Here is a 14,313-nt window from a genome sequence, read left to right as displayed (position 1 = left end):
AACGGCCGTCACAGGGAGGGTGCACACGATGACCGGCCACGAGGGGCCACCGCGCAGGCGATGGCTCTCCACCTGGACGACCCGGCGGTGGCTCCGCGTCGGAGTGGCAACCTCCCTGACGGCCCTGGCCCTGCTCGGGCTGACCGGGGCCTGGTCCCTGGCGCGGACCCAGTCGATCAGCAACGAACTCGTCGACGTGCGGTCGCCGGCGCTGACCACGGCGTTCAGCCTCGAAGCGGCGCTGCTCAACCAGGAGACCGGGATCCGCGGCTACGGTCTCACCGGCGCCACGGAGTTCATGGCGCCGTACCGGCAGGGACTCGCCGACCAGGCCACCCGCGCGGCCAGGCTCGCGGAACTGCTGCACGACGACGCCCCCGCGCTCGACGACCTGGCCGACGTCCAGGCGGCGGTCGCCAGCTGGCAGGAGAAGGTGGCCGAACCCATCGCGGCCACCCCGCCCGGCTCGCCCTCACCCGCCGCCACCGGCCTCGCGACGGAGGGCAAAGCGGCCTTCGACGCCGTGCGGGCCGCCCTGACGAGGCAGCAGGACCGGCTGCGCGCCGACCGGCTGCGGGCCCGGCAGGACCTGGCCGACACCATGCGCACCAGGAACTGGCTGTTCACCGCGATCGCCACGGTCATCGCGGCCCTCGCGGTCCTGATCTTCGAGGGCCTGCGCCGCGGCATCACCCGGCCGCTGGACCGCCTCGGCGCGGACGCCCGCACCATCGCCGGCGGCGACTTCGACCACCCCATCACCTCCACCGGCCCCGCCGACCTGCGCCGCCTCAGCGCCGAGATCGAGTCCATGCGCCGCCGCCTGGTACGGGAGCTCGCCTTCACCGAGCAGGCCCGGCTGCGCCTGGACGCGCAGGCCGCCGACCTCCAGCGCTCCAACACCGAGCTGGAGCAGTTCGCCTACGTGGCCTCCCACGACCTCCAGGAACCGCTGCGCAAGGTCTCCAGCTTCACCCAGCTCCTCAAGCGCCGCTACGGCGGTCAACTCGACGCCAAGGCCGACCAGTACATCGACTTCGCGGTCGACGGCGCGAACCGCATGCAGACCCTCATCAACGACCTCCTGGACTTCTCCCGGGTGGGGCGCCTGCACCACGCCCACCAGGAGGTCGACCTGGAGACGGTGCTGGAACAGACCCTGTCCGCGCTGAGCGTCGGCATCGAGGAGGCCGGCGCCGAGGTCACCCACGACCCGCTGCCGGCCCTGGTGGCCGACCCCACCCAGATGGGCATGCTCTGGCAGAACCTGATCGGCAACGCCGTCAAGTTCCGCCGCCCCGGCCGGGAACCGCGGATCCACGTCGAGGCCGAACGCGACGGCGCCCGGTGGCGGTTCGCGGTCACGGACAACGGCATCGGCATCGCACCGGAGTTCGCCGAGAAGGTCTTCCTGATCTTCCAGCGGCTGCACACCAAGGACGCCTACTCCGGCAGCGGCATCGGCCTGGCGATGTGCAAGAAGATCGTCGAGTTCCACGGCGGCACGATCGGCATCGACCCCGACCACCGGGACGGCACCCGGATCACCTTCACCCTCGCCGCCGAACCCCCCAGCACCGGCGACGCGCCCGCCCTGCCGGAGAAGACCCACGCGGACGCGGAGCGGGCCCGGTGACCGCCCCCGTGGCGGCCGCCGCCGGGACGGTACCCGACGAACCGCTCTACCGCATCCTGCTGATCGAGGACGACGAGGGCGACGCTCTCCTGGTCGAAGAACTCCTCCACGACACCGGACTGCGCTTCGAGCTGACCACCCGGCCCACCCTGGCCGAGGCCCGCACCGCACTGGGCACCGGCCCGATCGACTGCATCCTGCTCGACCTGCACCTGCCCGACGCGGCCGGCACCGCGGCGGTCACCGCCGTCCGCGCCCTCGCGCCGCACACCGCCGTCATCGTCCTCACCGGCCTGTCCGAGGCCCAGGCCGGCACCGACGCGATGGCCGCCGGCGCCCAGGACTACCTGGTCAAGGGCAAGGTCGAGGCCGACCTGCTGCACCGTACGGTCCGCTATGCCGTCTACCGCAGCCAGACCGAACGCGCCGGCATCGAGGCCCAGGCCGCCCGGCTACGGGCCGAGGAGAACGCCCGGCTGGAACGCGGACTGCTGCCCCCGCCGATCATCGACGCCAGTGCGGTCACGGTGACCACCCGCTACCTGCCCGGCGTCGCCATGGCCCTGCTCGGCGGCGACTTCCTCGACGTCGTGGAGGGCGACGACGGGCTGCTGCACGCCGTCGTCGGCGACGTCAGCGGGCACGGCCCCGACGCCGCCGCACTCGGCGTCTGCCTGCGCATCGCCTGGCGATCGCTCCTGCTCGGCGGACACCGCGGCGCGGAGCTGCTGCACCTGATGGAACGCATCCTGGTCGCCGAGCGCGTCAGCCAGGCGCAGTTCGCCACCTGCACCCTGCTCGCCCTCGACCAGACCGCCGCCACCACCGCCACCGCCACCCTCCACCTCGCCGGCCACCACGAACCCCTGCTCACCACACCCGACGGCACCCGGGAGCTGGCCGCCGCCCACGGCATCGCCCTGGGCATCGTGCCCGGCCTGCGCAGCTGGACCCCCACCGTCGTCCCCCTCCCGGCGATCGGCGCCCTGACCCTCTACACCGACGGCCTCACCGAAGGGCACAACGGCGCGACGGGGGAGCGCCTCGGCGTCGAAGGGCTGCTCACCCTCATCGGCGGGCTGCCGCCGTCCGACCCGGCGACCCACGTCGACCTCCTCATCAAGGAGACCCACGCCCTCAACGCCGGCCGGCACACCGACGACCTGGCCGTCCTGCGCCTCGACTGGGGCACCCGGCCGACCCGGCCCTGAGACCCGTCCTGTCCCTGAGGCCCGACCCGGACGAGCCCCGGACGAGCCCCGGACGAGCCCCGGCGTGGCTACGACGCCCCGCACGTGGTCAGGGCGTCCCGCGCCAGCGCACGCAGCCAGGCGTGGGCGTGGTCGGTGTCGTAACGCTGGTGCCACGACAGGTAGATCGGTGCCGAGGGGAGTTCGAGCGGCAGGGGGAGGACGGCCAGGCCGAGGTCGGTGACCGCGGTGCGCGTGGTGATCTCGGGGACGCTGATCAGGAGGTCGGTGCCGCGTGCGAACTCCAGCGCGGCCGCCTCCGTGGGGGCAGTGGCCACCACGCGGCGGGTGAGGCCGAGTCGAGCGAGGGCGTCGTCGAGGGCGTTGCTGAAGTTTCCGCGGCGCGAGACGGTGACGTGTTCGGCAGCGGCGTACTGCTCTGCAGTGACGGGGTGGGTGCCGGTCAGGGGATGTCCCTGCCGCACGACGGCGACGAGGCGGGTGTCGCCCACGTGCTCGGCGCGGATGTCGGGTGCGCTCGGGCGGTTGGCGTTGGCCTCCAGGTCGACCTCGCCGCGCCGCAACCCGGGGGTGTCGGTGCTCGACTCCGCGACGAAGCGCAGTCGAACGCCGGGCGCCTGTCCGCGCACGGCCGCGAGCAGCGCGGGGCCGCCCAGGGCGACCAGGGAATCGTGCCAGCGGAGGGTGAACGTGCGCTCCAGCGTCGCCAGATCGAGTTCACGGCTCGGTGCCAGCACCCCCTGGACCTGGTGCAGCAGCTCGTGCACCTGCGCCCGGACGGCGATCGCATACGGCGTCGGGGTCATCGTGCGGCCGGTGCGCACCAGGATCTGATCCCCGGTCGTGCGCCGGATCCGGCCCAGACTCCGGCTCATCGCGGGGGCGGTGACATGGAGGCGCGCGGCGGCCCCGGCCACGCTGCCTTCCTCCAGCAGGGCATCGAGTGCGGCGAGCAGGTTCAGGTCTAGTTGCATGGGAGTAATCCTAGCCATGCTTGACATGCACTTGAAGGTAATGGCAGGGCTGGATAGCGTCGTCATCACGGCGCAGGACGGAACGCACGATCCGGTCCGACCGGCCTCAACACCCCTTGCTCAGACGGGAGTACCACCATGTCCGCATCGCTTCAGACCACCGACGCCGCCCTCTCCGACGCCGATCTGCTCGACCGGACCGCGGACGCCGTGCGCGCGGCCGGCGCTGCGCTGCGGGAGCGCTTCGGCGAGGTGGTCCGCTACGGGAGCCGCGAGGAGCTGATGGCTGCGCTCGCCGTCAACGACGACGCGGCCCTGGCCATCCTGCGCCCCGCCCTCACCGAACTGCGGCCGCAGGCCCGGTGGGTGGAGGACGAGCTGGACGGCGGGGCGCTGCCGGCCGGTGAGTGGTGGGTCGTGGACCCGGCCGAGGGCAACGTCAACCACCTGCACGCCCTGCCGGAGTGGGCGGTGACCGCGACCCTGGTGCGCGACAACCGGCCGGTGCTGACGGTGGTCCACCTGCCGTTGACCGGTGAGACCTACACCGCGCGCACCGGCGGGGGCGCCCACCTCGACGGCCGGCCGCTGCACGTCTCCTCCACCGCCGACCTCGGCCTGGGCATCGTGGCGACCAGCCAGGCCCGGCCGGACGAGGACGAGCAGGTCGTGCGGCGCGTCGGCGCCTCGATCACCGCGATGCTCTTCGACGCGCTCGTGGTGCGTGTCGCGGTGCCCGCGACCCTGCACCTGGTGAACGTGGCCGCCGGCCGGATCGACGCCTTCTGGCAGTTCGCCGGCGCCCGCGCGGACCTGCTGCCCGGCGCGCTGCTCGTCACCGAGGCCGGCGGGACGATCTCCGACGCCGAGGGCCGCCCCTGGACCCCGCAGAGCGGAAGCTTCCTGGCCGCCGCGCCCGGCATCCACGCTCAGGCCGTCGCCACCCTCACCCGCTGACCGCACACCACAGACCCGCACCAACGAGAAGGACCACACCATCATGACCAGCATCGCCGTACTCGGAAACGGCCGCGTCGGCGGCAACCTCGCCGCCGCCCTCACCCGCGCCGGCCACGAGGTGACCGTCGTGGACCGCGAGCCGGGCGCCGCCGCGGCGGCCGCCCGCACCGCCGAGGTCGTCATCAACGCCACCCCGGGCGCCGGCTCGCTGGAGCGGCTCGCCGCCCTGCGCGAGGAACTGCGCGGCACGATCCTGATCGACGTCTCCAATGCCACCGTCGACGGACCGGACGGCCTGCCCGGCGACCTCATCTACCCCGGTTCGAGCCTCGCCGAGCAACTCCAGGACGCGCTTCCCGAAACGCACGTCGTCAAGACCCTCAACACCATGCTCTTCCCGGTGATGACCGCCCCGGCCACGCTCACCCAGCCGCCCACCGCGTTCCTCTCCGGCGACGACCCGCAGGCCAAGCAGACCGTCCGCGAACTCCTCACCGACCTCGGCTGGCACAACGAGTGGATCACCGACCTCGGCGGCATCCGGACCGCCCGCGCCACCGAGGCCGCGATCCTGTTCGTGCCGCACGTGATCCGCTCCAGCGGATTCACACCCTTCGCGATCTCGATCGCCCGCTGACCCGCCCACGGCGCACCGCCCCTGGCGGGGCGCACCCCTTCCGGAAGGGGTGCGCCCCGCCAGGGGCGGTGGGGCCGTCGGTCAGACGACGGGGCCGCCGTAGAACGGGCCGTAGTAGCCCGTGAACGCCTGGTGGTACCCGGGGTCGGTGTGGTGGCCGTCCCGGTCGTACTCGGGGCTGCCCTTGATCTCGTCCTTCGTCCGGTCGACGTAGACCTTCTTCTCCTCCTGCTCGACCCGGACGACGGTGCCGGCCGGGAGCAGGACGTGCTTGCCGAAGATCCACGGGCCGGTGTCCACCACGAGGTACCGGGCCCCGACCTCGTCGGACAGCTTGTCGACCTTGCCGATCGGGCCGTCGGTGGCTTCGACGTGGAAGCCGACCAGGTCGGTGCCGGAGACGTGGCCGGAGGTGCTGCGGAAGTCCCAGATCTCGATGCCGCTCATCGTGTCTCCTTCGTGTTGTGGCGTCGCGCGGACCGTCCCGACGCGACGCGGTGTCAGCCCCCGCCTGCCCCGGACCCCGCGGCCCACACCTCCCACCTCGGCGCCGAACGGCCGGACCCGCAGGTCGCCGACCTGCGGCCGCCGTGCGTGGACGGCCCGTCAGGGGGCAGCCGACGGCTGTCGGGCGCCGCCCGGTCGGGGAACGGGGAGGGGGCGTGTGGAAGCGCCGTCGCGGGGTGGCGACCTTCGAGTGGTGCGCCGCCGGCGTGCCGTACGTTGCCGCGCTGGGCGTCTTCACCACCCCTGGTGGCACTGGTGCCCGTGGTCGGCTCCACGCCCCCGGCGGGGGCAGGGAGTACACCGCCGCGGGGCGCGGGCGGATCGCAGCAGAGGGGGAGACACGCATGATGGGCCACTCGCACGCCGTGAGCGGAGCACTGGTGTTCGCGGCGGCGGCGCCCTTCCTGCCGCCGCTCCTGATCGGCCGTCCCCTGCAGCCCGGTGAGGTGCTCGTGGGAGCCCTCCTCAGTGCGGGCGCCGCGCTGCTGCCCGACCTCGACCACCACGACGGAACGGTGGCGAACCTCTTCGGGCCGTTCACCCGCCTCCTGTGCCGCACCGTCGCCCGGCTCTCCGGAGGCCACCGGCACGCCACCCACTCCCTGGTGTTCGTGGCGCTGGCAGGAGCCGGAACCCAGCTGGGGGTCGCCCGCTGGGCGCGCGGTTTCACCGGCGGCCTGACCTTCGCCCTGCTGCTGTTCGCCGTCCACGCCCTGCGCTCGCACGCCTCCGGGCGGTGCGCCCACTCGCGGGCCACCACCGTCGGCCTCGCGGCGATCGGGACGGCCGCGGCGGACACCTGGCTCCCCGGGACCGGTGCGTGGCTGCCCTACGCGGTGGTGCTCGGCACACTCGCCCACGTGCTCGGCGACTGCCTCACCCGGCAGGGCGCGCCACTGCTGTGGCCGTACGGGCGACGGTTCGAGATGGTGCTGATCAAGCGGACCGGAAATCGCTTCGAGACGCGCTTCCTGGTGCCGGTCATGACGGCCGGGACCCTCGTCCTGGTCTGGCTGGCGACCTTCGCACCGACCGCCCTCACCGGCTGAGCCGACCGGGCGTACCGGTGTTTCCCTGCGGACGTACGGGTCATACGAACCGCATGGGTAGCTATGTGATCACCATTCCCGGGACTCTGCGCCGTCCGATCGACGGCGACGCCAGGCAGGCGGTGCTGGCCGCGGTCAGGGGCTCCGACCCGGAGCGGGTCGGAGCCGCGGTGCCCGATCTCGACGTACTGACCGTCGACGACGGAGCGGGCACCTTCGTGCTGCGCCTGGAGGTCGAGGCGGCGGACAGTACCGAGGCGGGCGCCGCGGCCCTCGCCGCCGCATCCGAGGCCTTCGGCCGGGCGGGTTACCGCGACGGCGAGGTGGTGGCCGGTGACCCGGTCGTCACCGGGATCGACGTCGGCTGACGCCGCACCACCCCGCCGGTCACCGCCGCGTCCGCCCGGCCGCGGCGGTCAGGCGTGTGAGTCGGCGGGCACGTCCAGGCCGCGGACGGTGACGAGGCGGGCGGTTCCGTCGGCCAGGCGGTAGGAGAGACCGACGACGGCGGCGGTCCCGGCCTCGACGGCGTCGGCGAGGACGCGGGAGCGCTCCATCAGCAGGTCGACGGTGTGCACTATGTGCGTGTCGATGAAGTCGGTGTCCTCGGTGTGGCCGGCGGCGCGGGCGGCCAGCACGCTCGGGGTGACCCGCTCGATCACGTCGCGCACGTAGCCGGTGGCGGTGGTGCCGTCCTGGACGGCGGCCCGGGTGGCGGCGACCGCGCCGCAGGAGTCGTGGCCGAGGACGACGACCAGCGGGCTGCCGAGCACGCTGACGCCGTACTCGATGCTGCCCAGCACCTCCGCGCCCAGGACGTGTCCGGCGGTGCGGACCACGAACAGGTCGCCCAGGCCGCGGTCGAAGATGATCTCCGCGGCCAGCCGGGAGTCGGAGCAGCCGAACAGGACCGCGAACGGGCTCTGGGCCGGCGCGATGGCGGTACGGCGTGCGGCGTCCTGGTTCGGGTGCTCGGGGGTGCCGGCGGTGAACCGCCGGTTGCCGGCCAGCAGGGTATCCAGGGCGGTGCGGACAGTCATTCGATCACCGGTCATGACTGGCAGCCTACGGTGTGTCCCGCCGGGATGGGGTACCGGCCTCGGCGCCTCACGGCCGCTCGACCGGGCCTGTGTGCCTCGCGCACGCTCGTACGCGCGGGGGACGTTCGGTGGGGCGGGGCCCGAGGCCTCGACGGTGGCACCGCCGTCCCATAGGGTCCCGCCATGGCCACGCATGAACGCGAGATCACCGCGCCGGTGGATCTGTGCCTCGCCGACGGCCGGCTCGACCCGGCCGCGGTCGGCTGGTCACGCAGGCCCCTGCACCGGTCCCGGATCCCGGGGTGGGGCCGGGTCAAACGGTGGGAGTACTGGTGCGTGACCACACCGACCCACCTGATCGCGCTCACGGTGAGCGACCTCGACTATCTGGCGCTCAGCTCCGTCTACGTGCTGGAGTTCGGGCCCGGCCGGCGGCGCGAGTTCGAGCGCACCTCGATCACACCGGGCGGCCTGGGCGTCCACCTGCCCGACCGGGTCGCCGGCTCCCGCGGATCCCCGCCCGTCGTCGTCGGGCCCGCGCGGCCGGTCCGGGGTCAGGTGCGCATCGGGATCACCGACGCCGGGGGAGCCACACGGCTGACGGCGCGCTGCATGGGACCGGGGCGTCTCCCCGTGGAGGCCGACCTGCTCGTCGCCATGCCGGAAGGGCACGAGACGCTGTCCGTGGTCGTCCCGTGGAGCGACCGCCGCTTCCAGTACACCTCCAAACACACCGCGCGCCCCGCCCGGGGAACGCTCACCGTCGGAGACGACGTCCTCGAATTCGGCGACGGCGCCTGGGCCGTCCTCGACCACGGGCGAGGGCGGTGGCCGCGACGGGTGGACTGGAACTGGGGAGCCGCGTCCGGCCGGACCGACGGGCACACGGTCGGGCTGCAGCTCGGCGGCCGGTGGACGCGCGGCACCGGATCGACCGAGAACGCCCTGTGCGTCGACGGCAGACTCTCGAAGATCGGCCAGGAACTGGACTGGCACCGGTCGGCCCGGGACCCGATGTCCCCCTGGACCATTCACGGCGGCCACTCCAGCCGGGTCGAGCTGGAGTTCACACCGTTCCACGTGCGGCACGCGCACACCGACCTCGGCGTCATCAGCAACCGGACCGACCAGTGCTTCGGCCACTTCACCGGCACCATCCGCAGCGACGACGGACAACGGATCGAGGTCGACCGCCTGCTGGGCTGGGCCGAGGCCGTCGCCATGCGGTGGTGAACCGGTCCACTGCGCCGTCCGTTGCGCTGTCCGTTGCGCCGGGCGGCTACCGCGATCTTGCGTGAGGTCGGGTACGCGCCTGTGCCGTCGGCGCGGACCGGCGGATGATGGACGGCGCCCGCCGTCCCGCCCGCTCAAGGGGTGTTCCCCGGCGGCGGTCCGGCCCGGACCGGACCCCGCCGGAAATCGAAAAGACCGGGACTCGCCGCGAACCGCCCGATAGCCGCCCGACTTGAGCGAACCCGTCGAACAGCGACAGGATCCTCACCCATGGAAGAGACCTGGAACACCGTCAACTCCCTTGCCCGAAAGCTGGATGCGCTCTCCGACCGCAGTGACGAACAGCGCTGGACCCTGCAAGCCCTCAAGCTCCAGGAGGAGGCCGGGGAAGTCGCGCAGGCCGTGATCGGGGCACTCGGCGCCAACCCGCGCAAGGGCTTCTCGCACGACTGGGACGACGTGCGCAAGGAGGCCTGCGACGTGGCGCTGACCGCCCTCGTGATGCTCGCCCGGATGGGAGGCGACCCCCGCCGCTTCTTCGAGGAGCACATCCGCACCGTCGCCGAGCGCGGCACCGGTCGCAGCACCCCGGCCTGAGCCCCCGGCCGCCGCTCCCCGCCCGACCCGCCGAAGGAAGGACCCGGATGCGCAGCACGCCGAAGCCCACCGAGGAGGTCTCGGACAGCGAGCAACTGCTGTTCGGCGGCCCGATGCGCTACGACTACGGCTGGGCCCGACACGAAATGGCCAGCGGGGAGGTGACGTTCTGGGCGGTGGCCCGCCAGATGCCCCGCTTCCTGCGGCTGGCCGGACGGATGGCGTGGCAGGCCGACCCGACGGCCCTGGTCGCCCTCGTCTCCGCCGAGGTCGCGCGCGGCCTGGCGGCCGCCGTCGCACTGATCGCCACCAACCGGGCCCTGTCCGCGATCCTCGTGCCCGGGGAGGTCGGGCACGTCCTGCGCGCCGCCGTCCCGGCGGTGGTCGCGGTCGGGCTCCTGGCCGGTCTCTCCTCGGTACTGTCGGCCGTCTCCGGCTGGGCGGGCGGGCGGCTGGAACCGGCCGTCTTCCGGCGCGCCACCGTCGAGTTCCTCGGGATCGTCAGCCGATCCGAGCTGGAGGCCATCGAGGACCCCGCGTTCCTCGCGGAGGTCGACAGCGCCCGCTGGGGCGCGATGTCCCTGCAGAACATCATCGGACAGGCCACCGCCGTCCTCACCGCCGGCCTCTCGCTGGTCTCCGCGGCCGGTGTCCTGTCCCTCCTCCACCCCGCCCTGCTCCCGATGCTGGTACTGATCACCGCGCCGCGCGGCTGGGGCGCTGTGCTCACCGCCCGCCGCCAGTACGCCTCCACCCGGGCCTGGCTCCAGCACTCCCGGGCCAGCACCGCCCTCGCGGACATGATGATCCGCCCGTACTCGGCGGCCGAGCAGCGCGTCCACGCCAGCGGCCCGTTCCTGCTCCACCACTACGAGCGGATGGCCGAGTCCGCCGAGCGGGAACAGGCCCGCCTCGCGGGAGCGCGCGCCCGTACCGACCTGCTCACCGCCGTCCTCGCCGGCGTCGCGACCACCGGCGCGTTCGCCCTGCTCGGCTGGCTCGTCCTGGACGGCGCGATCCCGCTCGCCGCCGCCGGCACCGCCGTGGTCGCCATCCGCACCGGATCGGCCGGCATCGGCGGACTCGTCTCGCAGATCAACCACCTGTACGAGGAGTCCCTGTTCGTCCGGGACCTCGACCAGCTGCGCCGCGACGGCCACCGCCGGGCGATACCCGTCGGTGGCACACCGCTTCCCGAACGACCGGAGAAGATCACCGTCGAGGAGGTGACGTTCAGCTACCCCGGCCGCGACACCCCGGCCCTGGACGGGATCAGCCTCACCGTCGAGCGCGGCACGGTCGTCGCCCTGGTCGGCGCCAACGGCTCGGGCAAGTCCACGCTGGCCAACATCCTGTGCGGGGTCTACCAGCCGCACCAGGGCCGGGTGCGGTGGGACGGCGTCGACACCGCGACCGCCGACCGCCACCAGCAGTTCCGCTCGGTCGCGCTGCTCGCCCAGAACTTCCAGCGCTGGATCTTCACCCTGCGGGCCAACCTGATCCTGGGCCGGCCCGAAGTCCCCCTCGGCCAGGAACACCTGGACGCCGCCGCCGACTACGCCGACCTCCGCCCGGTGATCGACGAACTGCCCAGGCAGTGGGAGAACCTGCTGGCCAAGGGCTTCGAGGGCGGCGTGAACCTGTCCGGTGGCCAGTGGCAGAAGGTCGCCCTGGCCCGCACCCACCTGCGCCTCACCACACCCGACGCCGACGGCCGGCTCCCCGCGCTGGTCGTCGTCGACGAACCCACCTCCGCGCTCGACCCGCAGGCCGAGGTCGAGGCCTTCGAGCAGATCCGCCACCTCACCGACCTGGGCACCACCGTCATCCTGATCACCCACCGCCTCGGCGCCACGGCCAAGGCCGACCAGATCTTCGTCCTCGACCGCGGCCGGCTCGTCGAGGAGGGCGACCACGCCGACCTGATGGCCCGCCGGCCCGCCACCCGGTACCGCGAGGCCTATCTGCTCCAGGCCCGCCAGTACGCCACCGACATCCCCGGTGTGGGTTCCACGGCGAAAGGGACAGTGCCTGCGCAGAATGGACACTGAGTGGGCAGCTCCGGGTTCTTCGGACAATGTCTACCTCCACGACGAAGCCACCAGCACGGTCCTCTTCAACCTCCCGGCTGGCGCGCGGAGGCCAGCACCCACAGCACCACCTACACCTACGACGCCGCCGGACGCCCGACCACCGTCGCAGGGGCGGACACCTTCACCTTCACCTACGACGCCGACGGCAGCCGCGTCACCACCAGGACCAACGGCGTACTCTCACGCACCCTCACCTGGGACATCAACAACCCCCTGCCGCAGATCGCCACCGAGACCAACGCCACCGGCGCACTGATCGGCGACTACACCTACAACCCGCTCGGCCAGCCACAGAGCCAGCACAACCCCGGCGGCACCTACTACCACCACCACGAGTCTTCGCATGGTGGCGAGGCAGGATCGACATCAAGGGATACTTCAGCGACAAGACCGAGGAGGCCGCGAATGCACTTGCGGCAGCCCTCGGCGCGCATGTGCTCGGCGATGATGAACAGCACCTGAGCACTCCTTGGAGAGCCCCTGCCTTCATGCAGGGGCTCTCCGCGTATCCAATCGGCGTCCGCGGCAAGGAGACCGGGTGGTGCCTCTGCGCAGCCAACCCCGTACCTCGATCACTCAGGTCGGTGCGCTGGCCGGAGATGCCGTTGCCATACCGATCGTGGAGTCTGTCGATCGAACGGGAGTATCGATCGGGTGATCGCGGGCCCTGCCCGGCATGAGAGCAGGGCCTGGCGGTATAAGGGGAAAATTCAGGGGAGCGGACGGCCGCGCGCTGCTACGGTCGGGCGCCATGAGCTGGCTTCCCGATGACTTCGTCCACCCCGTCCTGGTACCGCTGCCGGGCGGTGGCCATCACCTGCGGCCGATCCGGGAGGCGGACACCCCGCTCGACTACCCGGCTGTGATGGGTTCGCGCGAGCGGCTGTGGACCATCTTCGGCCCGGCCTGGGGCTGGCCCGCGGCCACCATGACCTACGAGGCCGACCAGGCCGACCTGTTGCGGCACGAGAAGGAGATCGCCGCACACCAGTCCTTCAACTACGCGCTGTTCGACGCGGCGGAGACAGCTCTGGTCGGCTGTGTCTACATCGACCCAGCGGAGAGGGCCGGCGCGGACAGCGAGATCTCCTGGTGGGTGGTGGACGAGCTGGTGGGCAGCAAGGTCGAGCAGGCCCTCGACGCGCTGGTGCCGCAGTGGATCGCCGCCGACTGGCCGTTCGAGCAGCCGCGCTTCCTCGGCCGCGAGATCTCCTGGTCGGACTGGCTCGCCCTGCCGGAGCATCCCGACACGTAAGTGGTTGTTGCCCGTACCGATCTCGAAGGCTGTCGATCGAACGGGAGTCTCGATCGGGTGACTGCGGCGGTTTCCGCGCGTGAAAGCAGGGCCTCCAGGTAGCTCGGGGTGCGATCCCATTCCGAGTGGTTCCCGGAGGCCCTGTTGCCTTTGTTGTACGTTCCCGAGCATGCTGACTTCAACTCGCCCGCCGTGTCGTGCGATTGCCTCGCGCACGTGTACGGCAACGCGGCCGACCATCCGGACCGGGTGCGCCGGTATCCGTCGGACATGACGGACGCGGAGTGGGCGCCCGTTCGGCCGTTCCTGCCGGTGCCGCACCGTCACCCACGAAGGCGTCGTCACCCTCCCCGGAGCGCGGTACCCGTACGCCTACCGCACCTCTACCGCCCGGACGGCCGCGTGGACCGGATCCTCGAACGCCTGGCCCCCGGCCCGCCGGACCCGCCCGACTCCCGCCCCACCGACTGACGGCGGTCACCCGACTGCTGTGCTCCTCCGGCCCGAGCGCCGTGGCAGAGTACCCGTTCGACGGCCTGCTCCCGCCTCCTGACGGCCGCCCACCCACGACCGGGGGAGACCCGACGATGACCACCACCCCGGCCAGGCCCGCCGTCCCCGCGGACGCGGACGAGCTGCTGCGCCTGCGGGTCACCGTCCGGGACGGCGGTCCGCTCACCGAGGAGTGGCGGACGGCCTTCCGTGACGACATCCGCGAGCGCCTCCGCACCGACCCCGACCTGCTCGCGTACGTCGTCCCCACCGGCGGCGGCCTCGCGGCGTGCGCCATCGGCATCGTTCACCGCGGCTACCTCGGACCCGCCCTCCCGACCGGTCTCTGGGGCCGGATCCACACCGTCGCCACCGACCCCGCCCACCAGCGGCGCGGCCACGGGCGCACCGTCACCACCGCGCTCGTCGAGGCGTTCAAGGACCGCGGCTGCGGGTCCGTCGAACTGCGGGCGACCGCCGCCGGCGCGAGCCTCTACCGCACCCTCGGCTTCGAGCCCCTGGACGGCTTCATGGCCCTGCGGCCGGGCCCCGGCGGCTGGGTGCGGTGAGCGCGGTCGGCCCGCAGCCCGCCCCCGCGCCCGGTCGGCGGGACGCCGCGAGGTATGCGG

Annotated in this window: 15 protein-coding genes; 12 read left to right on the top strand and 3 right to left on the bottom strand. The window is 72.8% G+C overall.

What is annotated here, in order from left to right; translation table 11 throughout:
• Positions 1-28: 28 nt before the first annotated feature.
• Complete coding sequence (locus tag ACIOFR_RS32355) at positions 29-1,636, top strand: ATP-binding protein (RefSeq protein WP_401002808.1); 1,608 nt, start codon at positions 29-31, stop codon at positions 1,634-1,636.
• Positions 1,633-2,847, top strand: coding sequence for a PP2C family protein-serine/threonine phosphatase (locus tag ACIOFR_RS32350; protein ID WP_401002807.1), 1,215 nt, complete (start codon positions 1,633-1,635; stop codon positions 2,845-2,847). The genes ACIOFR_RS32355 and ACIOFR_RS32350 overlap by 4 nt, the downstream gene beginning before the upstream one ends.
• Before the next feature lie 68 nt (positions 2,848-2,915).
• Here ACIOFR_RS32350 and ACIOFR_RS32345 read toward each other — a convergent pair whose 3' ends face one another.
• Entirely contained in the window at positions 2,916-3,821 is a 906-nt protein-coding gene (locus ACIOFR_RS32345; RefSeq protein ID WP_401002806.1) for a LysR family transcriptional regulator, read from the bottom strand.
• 138 nt (positions 3,822-3,959) lie between these two features.
• Between ACIOFR_RS32345 and ACIOFR_RS32340 the strand changes: the two genes are divergently transcribed.
• Positions 3,960-4,778, top strand: coding sequence for an inositol monophosphatase family protein (locus tag ACIOFR_RS32340; protein ID WP_401002805.1), 819 nt, complete (start codon positions 3,960-3,962; stop codon positions 4,776-4,778).
• A gap of 43 nt (positions 4,779-4,821) precedes the next feature.
• Positions 4,822-5,418, top strand: coding sequence for an NADPH-dependent F420 reductase (locus ACIOFR_RS32335; protein ID WP_401002804.1), 597 nt, complete (start codon positions 4,822-4,824; stop codon positions 5,416-5,418).
• Positions 5,419-5,499: 81 nt separating this feature from the next.
• Here ACIOFR_RS32335 and ACIOFR_RS32330 read toward each other — a convergent pair whose 3' ends face one another.
• The gene (locus ACIOFR_RS32330; RefSeq protein ID WP_401002803.1) at positions 5,500-5,865 is read right to left on the bottom strand and encodes a PRC-barrel domain-containing protein; all 366 of its coding nucleotides are present in this window, start codon (positions 5,863-5,865) and stop codon (positions 5,500-5,502) included.
• A gap of 215 nt (positions 5,866-6,080) precedes the next feature.
• Between ACIOFR_RS32330 and ACIOFR_RS32325 the strand changes: the two genes are divergently transcribed.
• Both ACIOFR_RS32325 and ACIOFR_RS32320 read left to right on the top strand, forming a co-directional pair.
• Entirely contained in the window at positions 6,081-6,974 is an 894-nt protein-coding gene (locus ACIOFR_RS32325) for a metal-dependent hydrolase (RefSeq protein WP_401002802.1), read from the top strand.
• Between the two features lie 53 nt (positions 6,975-7,027).
• Positions 7,028-7,342 (top strand): hypothetical protein, encoded by a 315-nt coding sequence (locus tag ACIOFR_RS32320; protein WP_401002801.1) that lies wholly within the window; start codon positions 7,028-7,030, stop codon positions 7,340-7,342.
• Between the two features lie 48 nt (positions 7,343-7,390).
• Here ACIOFR_RS32320 and ACIOFR_RS32315 read toward each other — a convergent pair whose 3' ends face one another.
• Positions 7,391-8,029: a carbonic anhydrase gene (locus ACIOFR_RS32315; protein WP_401002800.1), complete on the bottom strand. Its 639-nt coding sequence runs from the start codon at positions 8,027-8,029 to the stop codon at positions 7,391-7,393.
• Positions 8,030-8,197: 168 nt separating this feature from the next.
• On the opposite strand from ACIOFR_RS32315, the gene ACIOFR_RS32310 reads away from it, so the two are divergent.
• The 6 genes from ACIOFR_RS32310 to ACIOFR_RS32285 all read left to right on the top strand — a co-directional run bounded on the left by ACIOFR_RS32310 (position 8,198) and on the right by ACIOFR_RS32285 (position 14,253).
• A complete protein-coding gene (locus ACIOFR_RS32310; protein ID WP_401002799.1) occupies positions 8,198-9,247 on the top strand; it encodes a DUF2804 domain-containing protein in 1,050 nt (349 codons plus the stop codon).
• 270 nt (positions 9,248-9,517) lie between these two features.
• On the top strand, positions 9,518-9,844 hold the full coding sequence (locus ACIOFR_RS32305) for a MazG-like family protein (RefSeq protein WP_401002798.1): 327 nt from the start codon (positions 9,518-9,520) through the stop codon (positions 9,842-9,844).
• A 47-nt stretch (positions 9,845-9,891) separates the two neighbouring features.
• On the top strand, positions 9,892-11,895 hold the full coding sequence (locus ACIOFR_RS32300; protein WP_401002797.1) for an ABC transporter ATP-binding protein: 2,004 nt from the start codon (positions 9,892-9,894) through the stop codon (positions 11,893-11,895).
• A complete protein-coding gene (locus ACIOFR_RS32295) occupies positions 11,896-12,399 on the top strand; it encodes a hypothetical protein (protein ID WP_401002796.1) in 504 nt (167 codons plus the stop codon).
• A 289-nt stretch (positions 12,400-12,688) separates the two neighbouring features.
• A complete protein-coding gene (locus tag ACIOFR_RS32290; protein WP_401002795.1) occupies positions 12,689-13,192 on the top strand; it encodes an N-acetyltransferase in 504 nt (167 codons plus the stop codon).
• 587 nt (positions 13,193-13,779) lie between these two features.
• On the top strand, positions 13,780-14,253 hold the full coding sequence (locus ACIOFR_RS32285) for a GNAT family N-acetyltransferase (protein ID WP_401002794.1): 474 nt from the start codon (positions 13,780-13,782) through the stop codon (positions 14,251-14,253).
• Positions 14,254-14,313 lie beyond the last annotated feature (60 nt).

It is taken from the genome of Kitasatospora sp. NPDC088346 (genome assembly GCF_044740765.1).
Taxonomy (GTDB): domain Bacteria; phylum Actinomycetota; class Actinomycetes; order Streptomycetales; family Streptomycetaceae; genus Kitasatospora.
The sequence above is the reverse complement of the archived record's forward strand: the minus strand, read 5'-3'. Positions and strand labels throughout refer to the sequence as shown.